General features: G+C 69.8%; 15 protein-coding genes. 11 read left to right on the top strand and 4 right to left on the bottom strand.

Annotation, left to right across the window (positions count from 1 at the left end; all coding sequences use genetic code 11):
* Positions 1-256 precede the first annotated feature (256 nt).
* Both H9L41_RS20780 and H9L41_RS20775 read left to right on the top strand, forming a co-directional pair.
* On the top strand, positions 257-1,090 hold the full coding sequence (locus H9L41_RS20780; protein ID WP_187523563.1) for a hypothetical protein: 834 nt from the start codon (positions 257-259) through the stop codon (positions 1,088-1,090).
* 231 nt (positions 1,091-1,321) lie between these two features.
* Complete coding sequence (locus tag H9L41_RS20775; RefSeq protein ID WP_187523562.1) at positions 1,322-1,771, top strand: hypothetical protein; 450 nt, start codon at positions 1,322-1,324, stop codon at positions 1,769-1,771.
* A gap of 121 nt (positions 1,772-1,892) precedes the next feature.
* Here the strand turns inward: H9L41_RS20775 and H9L41_RS20770 are convergent, their stop codons facing one another.
* Both H9L41_RS20770 and H9L41_RS20765 read right to left on the bottom strand, forming a co-directional pair.
* A complete protein-coding gene (locus H9L41_RS20770; RefSeq protein ID WP_187523561.1) occupies positions 1,893-2,096 on the bottom strand; it encodes a hypothetical protein in 204 nt (67 codons plus the stop codon).
* A 197-nt stretch (positions 2,097-2,293) separates the two neighbouring features.
* Positions 2,294-3,421, bottom strand: a complete 1,128-nt coding sequence (locus H9L41_RS20765; RefSeq protein ID WP_028447596.1) for an ABC transporter substrate-binding protein — start codon at positions 3,419-3,421, stop codon at positions 2,294-2,296.
* 251 nt (positions 3,422-3,672) lie between these two features.
* Between H9L41_RS20765 and coaD the strand changes: the two genes are divergently transcribed.
* Positions 3,673-4,164: a pantetheine-phosphate adenylyltransferase gene (gene coaD, locus H9L41_RS20760; protein WP_028447595.1), complete on the top strand. Its 492-nt coding sequence runs from the start codon at positions 3,673-3,675 to the stop codon at positions 4,162-4,164.
* 247 nt (positions 4,165-4,411) lie between these two features.
* On the opposite strand, the gene H9L41_RS20755 is transcribed toward coaD, so the two are convergent.
* Both H9L41_RS20755 and H9L41_RS20750 read right to left on the bottom strand, forming a co-directional pair.
* Positions 4,412-4,579 (bottom strand): hypothetical protein, encoded by a 168-nt coding sequence (locus H9L41_RS20755; RefSeq protein ID WP_157462106.1) that lies wholly within the window; start codon positions 4,577-4,579, stop codon positions 4,412-4,414.
* A 14-nt stretch (positions 4,580-4,593) separates the two neighbouring features.
* Positions 4,594-5,184 (bottom strand): BON domain-containing protein, encoded by a 591-nt coding sequence (locus H9L41_RS20750; RefSeq protein ID WP_028447594.1) that lies wholly within the window; start codon positions 5,182-5,184, stop codon positions 4,594-4,596.
* Here H9L41_RS20750 and H9L41_RS20745 point away from each other — a divergent pair.
* From H9L41_RS20745 to H9L41_RS20710, 8 genes are all read left to right on the top strand, one after another.
* Positions 5,183-5,374 carry a hypothetical protein gene (locus tag H9L41_RS20745; protein ID WP_157462105.1) on the top strand — a complete coding sequence of 64 codons (192 nt, stop codon included), beginning with the start codon at positions 5,183-5,185 and terminating at the stop codon, positions 5,372-5,374. The two genes, H9L41_RS20750 and H9L41_RS20745, sit on opposite strands and share 2 nt — an antisense overlap.
* 180 nt (positions 5,375-5,554) lie before the next feature.
* Positions 5,555-6,490, top strand: a complete 936-nt coding sequence (locus H9L41_RS20740; protein WP_028447593.1) for a class I SAM-dependent methyltransferase — start codon at positions 5,555-5,557, stop codon at positions 6,488-6,490.
* A gap of 244 nt (positions 6,491-6,734) precedes the next feature.
* Positions 6,735-8,066, top strand: a complete 1,332-nt coding sequence (locus H9L41_RS20735) for an aminopeptidase P N-terminal domain-containing protein (protein ID WP_034607905.1) — start codon at positions 6,735-6,737, stop codon at positions 8,064-8,066.
* A gap of 11 nt (positions 8,067-8,077) precedes the next feature.
* Complete coding sequence (locus tag H9L41_RS20730) at positions 8,078-9,247, top strand: FAD-dependent monooxygenase (protein ID WP_028447591.1); 1,170 nt, start codon at positions 8,078-8,080, stop codon at positions 9,245-9,247.
* Positions 9,244-10,401, top strand: a complete 1,158-nt coding sequence (locus tag H9L41_RS20725) for a UbiH/UbiF family hydroxylase (RefSeq protein ID WP_028447590.1) — start codon at positions 9,244-9,246, stop codon at positions 10,399-10,401. The genes H9L41_RS20730 and H9L41_RS20725 overlap by 4 nt, the downstream gene beginning before the upstream one ends.
* A gap of 34 nt (positions 10,402-10,435) precedes the next feature.
* Positions 10,436-11,170, top strand: a complete 735-nt coding sequence (locus H9L41_RS20720) for a DsbC family protein (RefSeq protein ID WP_034607904.1) — start codon at positions 10,436-10,438, stop codon at positions 11,168-11,170.
* Between the two features lie 15 nt (positions 11,171-11,185).
* Positions 11,186-11,881, top strand: a complete 696-nt coding sequence (locus tag H9L41_RS20715; RefSeq protein WP_051319324.1) for an energy transducer TonB — start codon at positions 11,186-11,188, stop codon at positions 11,879-11,881.
* A 20-nt stretch (positions 11,882-11,901) separates the two neighbouring features.
* Complete coding sequence (locus H9L41_RS20710; protein ID WP_034607903.1) at positions 11,902-12,630, top strand: substrate-binding periplasmic protein; 729 nt, start codon at positions 11,902-11,904, stop codon at positions 12,628-12,630.
* Positions 12,631-12,923: the final 293 nt, after the last annotated feature.

Raw genomic sequence — 12,923 nt, 5'->3', positions numbered from 1 at the left:
TTGTCTGCCGTCCGGAGCCGCCGTCCCATGTCGTACCGTTTTTCCGCCGCCCCGGGCGCCGGCCCGCATCGGCCGGCCCAGTCCGCCATCCGGAGCGCGGCATGAGCTACCGGCTGCACCTGCCCATCGTCGCCGCGCCGCTGCTCGACCTGATCCTCGGCCACCCGGGCTGAGCGACGCGCGCTGTCTCGATTCCGCTTTCCCGACCCAGGGCCGCTGGCCCGAAGGCGAAAGCCGCTGGTACCAGGCCAGCGGCGTGCGCGCGGTGCATGTGCTGCGCGATCACACCGGCTTCACCGTCACCATCGCCGAGGCTTCGGCACCGCCCGACTACCGGCTGGCGCTGGCGCTGGTCGATGCGCTGGCCGACGCCAGCGGCCGCGACGTGCTGCTGCCCTCGGGCGAGACGGTCGGGCGTGTCGCGCTGGCGGCCGGCCACGACGAAGCCTGGATCCGCGACCATGCGCTGGAGAGCCTGCGCGGCTGGGTGCGCGAATGGTCGCGCGAGCGCGGCCTGCTGCGCTTCGAGGCCGCCTGCGCGACGGTGCCGCTCGGGCCGCGCCTGCTCGGGCCGATGCTGGCCGACGGCAAGACCTTCACCCGCCGTTTCTTCGAGCTGCTGCGCCGCTGCAACGCCCAGGCCGCCGAGATCGAGGCGCTGCGCGCGCCGCGCGCCGAACTGAAGCTCGAAGGGCGCGACTGGACGGTGACCGAATACCGCGAGGGCCGGGAGTGCGTGCTGCCGGTCGACCTCGACTACGTGGTGCTGGCCAGCGCCGACCGGCTCAACCAGCCGCCGCTGCTGCTGCCGGTGGCGCAGCTCGAAGCGCTGTGCGCCGGGCGCGGCGAATGGGTCAGCGAACTCGAACTGCGGCTGCCGGCGCTGGGGCCGGGCGACTGGGCCATGCTGCTGGCGCACGCCGCCACGCTGGGCGCGCGCCGCATCCTGGACCAGCGCCCGCCGCTGATCGACCGTCGCTACCAGTTGCCGGCGGCGCGTCTCCTGCCGCATCCCAACCTGGTCTGGGCCACCCGCATCGTCACGGTGCGGCCGCGCTTCTTCACCGCCTCGGCGTTCGCCGCGGGCTGATCCGCCGCTCCGCGATTTCCGTTCGATGTGATGTAGGAGCGGCTTCAACCGCGAATGGCGCTGGTGCAACGAGGGTCATTCGCGGCTGAAGCTGCGCCTGCGTGCTTGGTCACCGCAGGTCCGATTTCAGTCCGACAGGGCCGCGAACCGGGATCGCAGCCGGACTGAAGCCCGGCCCGCCGCTCGCATGACGCGCCTCGGCGCGGACAGCGGCAGCGACGGTTTCCGCTGATGCACCTGGCTGCTCACCTCGCCGATGCGCTCCACGCTGCGGCTGGTCGCCTCGATCATGGTGATGCCGAGCGCGTTGATCTGGTCGGTCGCGCTGCGGGTGCGCTCGGCCAGCTTGCGCACCATCGAGGCCAGCACCGAGTCCTGGTCGCCGCGCGCGCAGGCGATCTGCTGGCTCAGGTTGCCGCTGCCGATGCGCGGCACGATGCGCTTGACCTGCTCCGGTTCGCCGCCGATCAGCGCGACGATGCCGCGCGACAGCTGGACGCCCGTGCCGACCGCGAAGGCGATCGCGGCGACGATGGCCAGCAGTTGCCAGATCCGCAGCCGCGAAACACGTTCGGCTGCGTCGCGGTCGAGCCGATCGCCTTGCCGCCGTCGAGCACCGGCACCGAGATCTGCGAGACGACCTCGCCGATGCTGTCGTCCTTCTTGGGCCGCGAGATGTAGGCCGCGCCGGCGCCGCCGGCATGGGCGTTGGCGAACTTCGGCTCGTCGCCCTGCCAGTAGTCCGAGGTGCGGTCGGTGATGGCGACGTTGGCGCCCTGGTCGTCGGTCAGGATGAATTCGATCAGGTAGGCTTGCTCTGCTGGATCTTGGCCAGCTGGCGCGCGGCCGCGTTCTCCATGGTTTCCTTGACCTTGTCGGCGGCGCCGCCGCCCATCCACTGCTTGTCGATCGCCTCGATCTGGTCGAGCGTCTGGCGGCGGTCGTTCTGCGCCTTGACGGCCTTGAGGACCGCCGGGCTGGCCGCGATGCTCGTGATGTCGGGCACCACGTCGTCGGGCTTGCCGGCGTGCGCACCGGCGGCCAGCGCCAGCAGGCTGGCGAGAGGCGGGAAGGGACTTTCATGCCGATTCCCCCTGGGATTGGTTTCGAATTCGTCAGGACGTCTCTGCGTACGCCCGTGCTCGATCTTCTGGAGCCTGCAACGCGGCCGGCCTGGGCCGCCACGATCGTCCGACCCGGGTGTCAGCGCGACAGTTCGCCCTTCTGGTTGACGATGGTCAGCTCGACGAAACGCGATCCGTCGCGGCGGCGGCCGTTGTATTCGAGCCGGTAGCCGCCGAAATTCACCTCGCCGATGCCGGCCAGCGACTTCAGCACCTTGTCGCGGCTCGGTTGCGGGCCGGCGCGGCGGATCGCCTCGGCCAGCAGGCGGGCGGTCAGGTAGCCCTCGAGAGCCGCGTAGCTCATCGGTGTCGAGGTCGAGGCGTATTCCTGGATCGCCTGTCGGAATTCGCGGATCAGCTTGCTCTGGCCGTCCCAGGGGTAGGGGTAGACCTGGGCGATGGCCAGGCCGTGGGCGCGCTCGCCGCCGATCTCCTTCACCAGCTGCTCGAAGTCGACCGTCGATGTGTGGTACAGCATCGCGCCGCCGCCCTGCTCGCGGAACTGCTTGATGAAGGCGCCCGAGGGCCGGGTGGTCGAGACCATCAGCACCGCCGGCGGATTGAGCTTGGCCAGCTGGCTCGCGGCGGCGCCGACCTGCTCGCCGTTGCGCGGGAAGGTGACGCTGTCGGCCAGCGCGAGGCCGGCGGCGCGGGCGGCGTCCTGGGCCGCGGCCAGGCCGTCGCGGCCGTAGGCGTCGTCCTGGTAGAACACCGCGAAGCGGTCGACGCCGAGCCCCTTCATCTGGGTCACCAGCTTCTGGATCTCCTCGCGCAGGCCGGCGCGGGTGTGGAACAGGTTGGGCGAGCCGGGCTCGCGCAGCGAACGGTTGCCGCTGGCGACGCCGACCAGGGCGATATTGTTGGCTTCGAGCAGGCCTTTCTTCAGGATCTCGGCCACCGCGTCGGCGTCGAAATAGCCCATCAGCGCGACCGCGCGGTCGGTTTCGATCAGCGCGCGGGTATTGGCCAGCGTGCGCTGGCGATCGAAGCCGTCGTCGTACAGCACGTGCTTGATCTCTTCGCCGTCGATGCCGCCCTCGGTCTCGTTCAGCCACAGGAAATAGGCGCGCGCGCCCTGCGCCACCTGGCGGCCGTATTCGCCGGCCACGCCCGACAAGGGCGCGCTCTGGCCGATCACGATGGCGGCCTGCGCCCAGCCCAGCAAAACCCACAACCCCAGTGCCCATCCCTTGCGCCAGCCCTGCATGTCGTTCTCCCGGTGATCGCCCGCCGCGCCGCGCGGCCCCACTGCACGGCGGCCCGGCTGGACGCTTGCAGTGTGCAACAGCGTTCAAGTGGTTTCAATGTGGTTACATAATATGATCGTGTGGTATTTTTATTTGTCATAACGGCAGCCTGGAAAGGGCGTGTGGCCGTTACGCAAAAATGAAGTGGTCTTATCGGCGGCTGTGGCGGATTCGCCTAGAATGGGCGGCCCGACCCCAAGGACGCGAGCCTATGAAACGCGCGGTGTATGCCGGCAGTTTCGACCCGGTGACCAATGGCCACCTGTGGATGATCGAGCAGGGCTATGAGCTGTTCGACGAGATGATCGTCGCGATCGGCGTCAATCCGGAGAAGCGCAGTACCTTCAGCGTGGCGGATCGCGAGGCGATGCTGCGCGAATGCACCAGCCACCTGCCCAAGCTCAAGGTGGAAAGCTTCGAGAACCAGTTCCTGGTCAACTACGCGCGCACCATGGGGGCCAACTACATCCTGCGCGGCATCCGCACCGCCAGCGACTACGAGTTCGAGCGCACCATGCGCTACGTCAACGCCGACCTGGTGCCGTCCATCGACACCATCTTCCTGATGCCGCCGCGCGAGATCGCCGAGGTCAGCTCGACCATGATCAAGGGCCTGGTCGGGCCGGAGGGCTGGGAGGGCATCCTCAAGCAGTACGTGCCCGGGCCGGTCTATCGCCGGTTCATGAACCTGTATGGCTCTTAGGTTCGCTGAGATTCGCGCGGCTGTGCGGGCGCCCGGCGGAGCCGGGCGCTAACCTTCAGCGCAGGCTGACGCGGCGCGGTTCATCCCTGATTCAATCCGACTCCCCGCCCTCGCCGCCCCGGGGCCCCCGCAAAGTCGAAGACTTTGTGGGGTGGACCAGAGGGAGCCTCGCTGCGCTCGTTTGTTCTCCGTCGGCACGGCAAGGACTAATCCCACCTTCGTACGCAGGACAGTTGCCGCTGTAAGGTCAGTTTGTTGCCGTGACTAATGGGTAGTGGCGTTCGTGATGGCGTAGGCGCGGCTGCAGCCGCGAATGGTCGGGATGGCGCAATGGCCATTCACGGCTGAGGCCGATGAGCTTTCCTTGAACGTTGAACGCGACAACGCCCGCCGAAATCCGGCGGGCGTCGTTCATGGCGGCACAGGCGCCTAGCGCGAAACCTGGATGAAGTCGCGCACGTCGACCACGCCCGGAACGTCGCGAGCGATGCCTTCGGCGCGGGCCTTCACGGTTTCGCTGCTGCGGCCGGACAGCTGCACCACGCCGTCGCGGGCGCCGACGCGCACCTGCGGCGCGGTCGGGTCCTGTTCGGCCCACAGCGCGGCGCGGACATTGAAGGCTAGCGTCACGTTGTCGACCGGCGGGCTGGCGACCACTTCGATCACCTGGTCGGGCGAACTCTCGTCCATCGTCACGGCGCCGCCGGGCATCGGGTCGGCCGGCGGGATGGCATCGGGCTGTTCCAGCGTGAGGTCGCCGTCGCTGCCGACGTTGCCGTTGGTGATGGTGTCGTCGGGCACCATGGTGCCGTCCTCGTTGATCCTCACCGTCTGGTAGCCGGCCGCGCGGGCGCCTTCGGGGTCGTAGGTGTAGCCGGCGGGTTCGAGCGTCTGCGTCTCGGAGATCACGATCGAATAGGCCGCGCCGGTCGCGCCCGCGGACGATTCGTTGGCGGCCTGGCTGGGCGCGACCAGCGTCAGCGCGGCGAGGGCGATCGGGGTCAGGTGTCGAATCAGCATGATGGGCACTCCTTTGCAGGTTCAGGGTGATGATTGCCCGGCTCTCGCCGCAAGCGCTGTGCCAATCTCTATATTTCATTTTAAAATCAATGACTTGTATTTTTTTGTCGAATCTTCGTCACGGCCTGCGCGCCGTCGCGATATCGCGCTGCACTTCAACTTAAGTTTTCAAGTATTTGAATTAAAATGAGAAATCGCCGTTCGTGCGGCCGCTCGGGCTGGCTGCCCGGCGCTACGTCCGGCCCCGTTTTTTGCAAAATCCGTGTAGCCTGCGCAGCCGCGCCGGCACCCCGGCGCAGCCGGCCCTGCGGTGCGATTCCGCGGCTGGCGCGGCTTGCCGCCGTCCCGCTGTTTTCCACCGAGTCCGCCGATGTCATTGCAAGATTTTCAAAACCGCCTCGCCAAGAACCACAAGCACTTCGCCAAATGGGCGCGGCGCCAGGGGACCGAGGCTTATCGCATCTACGACCGCGATATCCCGCAATACCCGGTGGCGGTCGACATCTATGGCGGGCGCGCCCACGTCGCCGAGTACGACACCGGCTGGCAGCAGAGCGACGAGGAGCACGCCGCCTGGGTCGCCGAAGTGAAGGCCACGGTGGCCGAAGTGCTCGGCATGGCACCCAGGACGGTGGCGTTCAAGATCCGCCGTCGCCAGCGCGGCGACTTCCAGTACCACCGCACCGGCCACCACAGCGCCGACTTCACGGTCGAGGAGCAGGGCCGCCGCTTCTGGGTGAATCTCGACGAATACCTCGACACCGGGCTGTTCCTCGACCACCGGCCGACCCGCAAGCGCGTCGGCGAGGAGGCCGCGGGCAAGCGCTTCCTCAACCTGTTCGCCTATACCGGCAGCTTCACCGTCTATGCCGCCACCGGCGGCGCGCCCGAATCGGTCACGGTCGACCTGTCCAACACCTATCTCGACTGGGCCCGCCGCAACTTCGAGCTCAACGGCCTCGACCTGGGCCGCCACCAGCTGGTGCGCGCCGACGTGTTCCGCTATCTGGAAGAGGCGGTCGACCAGGGCCAGCTGTTCGACCTGATCGTGATGGACCCGCCGAGCTTCTCCAACTCGGCCAAGATGCAGGACATCCTCGACGTGCAGCGCGACCACGGTCGCCTGGTCGACGCCTGCCTCAAGCTGCTGATGCCCGGCGGGGTGCTCTATTTCTCCAACAACCTGCGCGGCTTCGAACTCGACGCGCGGCTGGCGCCGCTGTGCCGCGACGTGTCGGCGCAATCGGTGCCCGAGGATTTTCGCAACCGCAAGATTCATCAGTGCTTCCGGTTCGAACGTCCATGAAAGGCATTTCGCCGCGGAGGACGCCGAGGACGCGGAGGTGAGCGGTGCCGCGGCGATCGGCCCTCCGCGTCCTCCGCGCTGAGATGTGTTGCGAGCGTGCGCAGCATGTCGCCCGCGATCGCCGCTGATCTGCCGTCGTGCCGGTCCCGTCGCGCCGCGCTGCCGCGGCGGGCGTTGACGCTATAATTGCCGCCTTCATGCCGACGTGCTATCCGCCGCGGCTCCGCACAGAGATAGGCCTACCATGCAGATCAACGTCGAACGCCACCAGGCCCGCCGCGCCGCGCTGAACGCGCGCTTGCCCGCCGGCCTGCTCATCCTGCCCACCGCCCGGGTCAAGAACCGCAGCAACGACAGCGACTACAGCTATCGCTTCGACAGCAGCTTCCACTACCTGACCGGCTTCGGCGAACCCGAGGCGGTGCTGGTGCAGGTGCTCGGCGACCAGCCGCGTTCGATCCTGTTCTGCCTGCCCAAGAACGAATTGCGCGAGATCTGGGACGGCTTCCTGTTCGGCCCGGCCGCGGCGCAGGCGCAGTTCGGCTTCGACGAGGCCTACCCGATCGACCAGCTCGACGCCCGCCTGGCCGAGCTGATGGCCGGCCAGCCGCGGCTCTACTTCCCGATCGGCGCCGACGAGAAATGGGACCAGCGCATCCTCGACCTGGTCAACGTGGTCAAGTCGCGCGCGCGGCTCGGGCTGTCGGCGCCGACCGAGTTCGTCGACGTGCGCGCCGCGATCAACGAGATGCGGCTGTTCAAGGACCCGCACGAGCTCGCCATCATGCGCGAGGCCGGCCGTATCTCGGCCGAGGCGCACCTGCGCGCGATGCAGGCGGCCCGGCCCGGCCAGTTCGAGTACGAGGTCGAGGCCGAGCTGCTCTACCACTTCTACAAGAACGGCTCGCGCTATCCGGCCTACGGCTCGATCGTGGCGGCCGGCGCCAACGCCACCTGCCTTCACTACCACGAGAACAACTGCCGCCTGCGCGACGGCGACCTGCTGCTGATCGACGCCGGCTGCGAGCTGCACGGCTACGCCGCCGACATCACCCGCACCTTCCCGGTCTCGGGCCGCTTCAGCGGGCCGCAGAAGGACGTCTACCAGCTGGTGCTCGCCGCCATGCAGGCCAGCTTCGACCAGGTCCGCCCCGGCGTGCCGCGCATCGCCTACCACGATGCCGCGGTGCGCACGCTGACCCAGGGCCTGATCGACCTCGGCGTGCTGCACGGCAGTGTCGACGGCCTGATCGAGAGCGAGGCCTACAAGCAGTTCTACATGCACGGCACCGGCCACTGGCTCGGCCTCGACGTGCATGACGTCGGCGAATACAAGATCGACGGCGAATCGCGCCGCTTCGAGCCGGGCATGGTGCTCACCGTCGAGCCGGGCCTCTACTTCCGTCCGCCGCTGGCCGATTCGCCGGCCCACTACGTGCGCAACATCCCCGAGCACTTCCTCCATCTCGGCGTACGCATCGAGGACGACCTGGTGGTGACCGCCGACGGCCACGACAACCTGACCACGCTGGCACCCAAGACCGTGGCCGACATCGAGGCCGCGATGGCCCGCTGACCGCCGCACCGATGCTCGTACAGACCCTCCCGTCCCATCTCGACCTGCTGATCGTCGGCGGCGGCCCGGTCGGCGGCGCCCTGGCGCTGCGGCTGGCCGGCACCGGCCTCGCCGTCGGCGTGGTCGAGGCGCGCCGCGCCCCCGGCGCCGACGCCCGCGCGCTGGCGGTGGCCCACGCCAGCCGCGCCGCGCTCGAACCGCTGGCGATCTGGCCGGCGGCGGCCGCCACGCCGATCCGCACCGTCCACGTCTCGCAGCAGCATGCCTTCGGCCGGGTCCGGCTCGATTGCGCCGACCTCGGCCTGCCGGCGCTCGGCTACGTACTGCCCTATGCCGCGCTGGCGCAGGCGGTGCATGCGCGGCTGAGCGACGCGGCGGTGCCGGTGCACTACCTGGCCGGCGCCGCCGTGACCGCGCTCGATGCGCTCGACGGCTATGCCGCGATCACCGTGCGGCAGGACGGCCGCGACCTGCTGCATACCGCCGCGCTGGCGGTGCTGGCCGAGGGCGGCCAGTTGCTGGCCGGCGCCGGCATCGCCCAGAACAGCCGCGACTACCGCCAGCTCGCCGTGGTGGCCGAGATCGAGACCGACCGGCCGCACGGCGGCATGGCCTGGGAGCGCTTCGCCGACGACGGCCCGATCGCGCTGCTGCCGCGCGGCGAGCGGCTGGCGGTGGTGTGGACCCGGCCGATCGACGATCCGCTCGACGCCGCCGGCCTGTCCGACGCGCGCTTCCTGGCCGAGCTGCAGGCGCGCATCGGCGATCGCGCCGGCCTGTTCCGCGCGGTTGGCCCGCGCGCCGCCTTCCCGCTGCGGCTCAAATGGGCCGGCAGCCACCAGGCGCGTCGCGTCGCGGTGGTCGGCAACGCGGCGCAGACGCTGCATCCGGTCGCCGGCCAGGGCTTCAATCTCGGCCTGCGCGATGCATTGGCGCTGGCGCGGGTGGTCGAGGCCACGCCGGCCGGCCGGCTCGGCGAGGCAGCCATGCTGGCGCGCTACGCCGAGCTGCGGCGCGCCGACAGCCTCGCCACCGTCGGCTTCACCGACGGGCTGATCCGCCTGTTCGGCCTGCCCTCGGCGCCGCTGCGCCATGCGCGCGCGGCCGGCTTCCTGGCGCTCGACAACTTCAAGCCGCTGCGCGCCGGCTTCGCCCGCCGCATGGTGTTCGGTACCGCATGAGCACACTCGATTTCGACATCGCCATCGTCGGCGGCGGCCTGGTCGGCGCCAGCCTGGCGCTCGCCCTGGCGCCGCACTGGCGCGTCGCGCTGGTCGAGCGCCGCGCGCCCGCCGTGCCGGCCGGCCTGCCGGACGACGACTGGGACAACCGCGTCTACGCGATCAGCCCGGGCAGCCAGCGCTTCCTCGAATCGATCGGCGGCTGGCAGGTGCCGGCCGGCCGGGTCGGCCGCATCCGCGAGATGGACGTGCGCGGCGACACCGGCGGCGCGCTGCGCTTCGACGCGCTCGAGCTGGCCGCCGACCGGCTGGCCGCCACGGTGGAGAACCGCGCGCTGCAGGCGGCGCTGTGGCAGGCGCTGGCCGGCCGCGTCGAGCTGATCGCGCCGGCCACCCTGGTCGCGGCCGAGTTCGGCGCCGAGGCGGTTTCGCTCACGCTCGACGACGGCCGCGTGCTGCGCGCCAGGCTGGCGGTGGCGGCCGAAGGCGCCCAGTCGTGGCTGCGCGAGGCGGCCGGCATCGCGGTGCGGCGCTGGCCCTACCAGCAGAAGGGCGTGGTGGCCAACTTCCGCTGCGCGCGGCCGCACGGCGACATCGCGCGGCAATGGTTCCGCGCCGACGGCGTGCTGGCCTGGCTGCCGCTGCCGGGGAACCGGATCTCGATCGTCTGGTCCACCGACGACGCCCGCGCGGCCGAGCTGTGCGCGCTGGCGCCGGCCGAGCTGGCCGAGCGGGTGGCCGGCGCGGTCGGCCGCCCGCTCGGCGAGCTGACGACCCTCACGCCGGCCGCGGCCTTCCCGCTGGTGCTGGGCCGGGCCGAACGCTGCATCGGCCCGCGGCTGGCGCTGGTCGGCGACGCCGCCCACACCATCCACCCGCTGGCCGGCCAGGGCGTCAACCTCGGCTTCGGCGACGCCGCCGCGCTGGCCGCCACGCTGCTGCCGGGGCGCGACCCCGGCGACGCCATGCTGCTGGCGCGCTATGCGCGGGCGCGCGCCGAGGACGTGATCCTGATGCAGTCCGTCTGCGACGGCCTGCAGAAACTGTTTTCCACGCAGGACCCGCTGCTCGGACGGCTACGCAATTTCGGCCTCCGGCTCACCCACCGTGCCGGCCCGCTCAAGCGCATGCTGATGCGGCAGGCATTTCGATAAGTCTCAGAAACCGCTCCCGATGCAAGGACACCACATGCGTACCCTCAGCCAACGCCTCGCCGCCGCAATGTTCGGCCTGGCCCTCGTCGCCTGCGGCGCCAACGCGGCCGGCGACAGCCCCGAATCCGTCAAGGCCGCGGTGGAAAAGAAGATTCCCGGCCGGCCGGTGACCAGCGTGCGCGCCACGCCGATCAAGGGCATCTACGAAGTGGTGTTCGGGCCCAAGCAGGTGGTCTACACCGACGCCCGCGGCGACTACATGCTGGTCGGCGACCTGGTCGACATCAAGCAGCGCATCAGCCTGACCGAACAGCGCATCCGCGAACTGTCGCGCACCGACTTCGCCAAGCTGCCGCTGGACAAGGCGCTCAAGCTGGTGCGCGGCAACGGCGCGCGCAAGGTGGCGGTGTTCTCCGATCCCGACTGCCCGTTCTGCCGCAAGCTCGAGCGCGACACCATCGCCAAGCTCGACAACGTCACCGTCTACACCTTCCTCTATCCGCTGAAGGAGCTGCATCCCGACGCCGCCCGCAAGTCGGCGCTGATCTGGTGCGCCGACGAGCGCCAGAAGGCCTGGCAGGAGTGGATGTTCGAGGGCAAGCTGCCGGCCAACGACGGCAGCTGCGCCACCCCGGTGGCCGACCTGCTGGTGCTGGGCGAGAAACTGGGCGTGACCGGCACGCCGACCATGGTGTTCGAGAACGGCGAAGTGCTGTCGGGCGCCATCGAGGCCGCCGATTTCGAAGCCAGGCTGGTCGCCAAGAAGTAAATCCGGACGGCAGGCATGCGGATCGAGGCTCGCCTTGCGTCGGCAGTGCTTGCCTCGCTGCTGCTGCATTTGGCCGTGCTGGTGCTGTTCGGCGCCGGTGCGGCGACGCGGCGGCAGACATTGCCGGCTGAGCTGACCGTCACCTTGCCGTCCAGCCGGCCTGCGCCGGCCGCGCGGCCGCTGCTGGCTCTGCCGGGCCACGACGCCGCCGCCTTGCCGAGCCCGCCGGCCCCGCTGCCGGCGGCGCCCGCGCCGCAAAAGCCCGAGCCGGCCACGGCCGAGGCGGCCGAAGTCGAACTGCCCTCGTCGCTGCCCAGCTGGGTCGCCAGCTTCGGCCCGGCCAGCGACCTGGCCTACTACAAGGCCTCCGAGCTCGACGTGCGGGCCGAGCCGCTCTCGCTGATCGAGCCCGAAATGCCGGCCGACCTGCCGGCCGACATCCGCCAGGGCCGCGTCACGCTCGAAGTGCTGATCGACGAATTCGGCGCGGTGGCCGATACCCGCGTGCTGGCGGCCGACCCGCCCGGCTGGTTCGACCAGGCCGCCCAGCGCGCCTTCGCCGAGGCGCGCTGGCAGCCGGCGCTGCGCCAGGGGCGCCAGGTCAAGAGCCGCAAGCTGATCGAAGTCTGCTTCGGCGGTTGCCCGTTCGATCCTGCCGTCCTCTATAACGAGGGCAGTGCGCCGGGCGCGGAGACGCCCGGCGGTGGATGAGGACGAGCGGGGGGCGACGGATGGCGCGATGGGCACGCTGGCTGCTGGTCTGCCTGGCCTGGGCTTGCAGCGCCGCAGGGGCGCCGCTGCGGGTCGGCTTCGGCACCGACAAGCCGCCCTATGTGTTCGAGCAAACCCGTTCCGGCCTCGAGGTCGAGCTGGTGACCGAGGCGCTGCGCCGCGCCGGCTACGAGGTCGAACCGTTCTTCGCGCCGATGGAACGGCTGCACCGCATGCTCGAGTCGGGCTCGCTCGACGCCATCGCGACCACCAATGCCAATAGCGGCATCAAGGCGCATTACTCCGAACCCTACATCGAGTACCACAACGTCGCCGTCGCGCTGGCGGCGCGCCAGCTCGACATCCGCACCATCGCCGACCTCGGCCGCTACAGCGTCAGCGCCTTCCAGCGCGCGCGCCAATTGCTCGGCCCCGAGTTCGGCGCGATGGCCGCCGCCAATCCGGGCTACCGCGAGGAAGCGCAGCAGATCGTGCGCAACCGGCTGCTGTTCGCCGGCCGCATCGACGTGGTGGTCGGCGACCGCCGCATCATCGAGTACTTCAACCGCCAGGTGGCCGAACAGGTCGACGTCGGCCAGGCACTGCGCTGGTATCCCCTGTTCCCGCCCACGCCTTATCGGGTCGGCTTTCGCGAGGTCGAGCCGCGCGACCGCTTCGACGCCGGCCTGGCGGCCCTGCGCCGCGACGGCGGCTACGCCGCCATCGAGCGGCGCTACGACGCTTTCTAACTCCCTGTTTTTAGGCATCAGTCTTGCTTGGGAGGCTTCGCCGATCGGCGCGGCGTCACGAGGCGGCAAGAACTGCCCGTTACTATTGCCGCCTGCGCCGGGCGGGGTCGTCTGCGGCTTGGTTTTGCCGTCCGGTCCGGGCCGACGGACGGTGCTTCAGATCGGCGGCCGGGGGCCGAAAACAAGACCATGTGCTAGAGTCAGATGCACAAGAAGACGCTAATTCGCTGAAGTTGCAGAACACTAATAAGATCTGGTTTCAATTAGTTAAAAGACATCGTCCGTCGTACTCC

It is taken from the genome of Chitinimonas koreensis (genome assembly GCF_014353015.1).
Classification (GTDB): domain Bacteria; phylum Pseudomonadota; class Gammaproteobacteria; order Burkholderiales; family Chitinimonadaceae; genus Chitinimonas; species Chitinimonas koreensis.
Note: the sequence above shows the minus strand (reverse complement) of the source record. Positions and strands in the feature narration are given on the sequence as shown.

What these genes read in the sequence shown, in the direction of transcription:
- H9L41_RS20775 (WP_187523562.1), top strand. Translation starts at nt 1,322, where the DNA reads ATGCACCTGGCTGCTCACCTCGCCGATGCGCTCCACGCTGCGGCTGGT.
- H9L41_RS20765 (WP_028447596.1), bottom strand. Translation starts at nt 3,421, where the DNA reads ATGCAGGGCTGGCGCAAGGGATGGGCACTGGGGTTGTGGGTTTTGCTG.
- coaD (WP_028447595.1), top strand. Translation starts at nt 3,673, where the DNA reads ATGAAACGCGCGGTGTATGCCGGCAGTTTCGACCCGGTGACCAATGGC.
- H9L41_RS20755 (WP_157462106.1), bottom strand. Translation starts at nt 4,579, where the DNA reads ATGAACGACGCCCGCCGGATTTCGGCGGGCGTTGTCGCGTTCAACGTT.
- H9L41_RS20745 (WP_157462105.1), top strand. Translation starts at nt 5,183, where the DNA reads ATGATGGGCACTCCTTTGCAGGTTCAGGGTGATGATTGCCCGGCTCTC.
- H9L41_RS20750 (WP_028447594.1), bottom strand. Translation starts at nt 5,184, where the DNA reads ATGCTGATTCGACACCTGACCCCGATCGCCCTCGCCGCGCTGACGCTG.
- H9L41_RS20740 (WP_028447593.1), top strand. Translation starts at nt 5,555, where the DNA reads ATGTCATTGCAAGATTTTCAAAACCGCCTCGCCAAGAACCACAAGCAC.
- H9L41_RS20735 (WP_034607905.1), top strand. Translation starts at nt 6,735, where the DNA reads ATGCAGATCAACGTCGAACGCCACCAGGCCCGCCGCGCCGCGCTGAAC.
- H9L41_RS20730 (WP_028447591.1), top strand. Translation starts at nt 8,078, where the DNA reads ATGCTCGTACAGACCCTCCCGTCCCATCTCGACCTGCTGATCGTCGGC.
- H9L41_RS20725 (WP_028447590.1), top strand. Translation starts at nt 9,244, where the DNA reads ATGAGCACACTCGATTTCGACATCGCCATCGTCGGCGGCGGCCTGGTC.
- H9L41_RS20720 (WP_034607904.1), top strand. Translation starts at nt 10,436, where the DNA reads ATGCGTACCCTCAGCCAACGCCTCGCCGCCGCAATGTTCGGCCTGGCC.
- H9L41_RS20715 (WP_051319324.1), top strand. Translation starts at nt 11,186, where the DNA reads ATGCGGATCGAGGCTCGCCTTGCGTCGGCAGTGCTTGCCTCGCTGCTG.
- H9L41_RS20710 (WP_034607903.1), top strand. Translation starts at nt 11,902, where the DNA reads ATGGCGCGATGGGCACGCTGGCTGCTGGTCTGCCTGGCCTGGGCTTGC.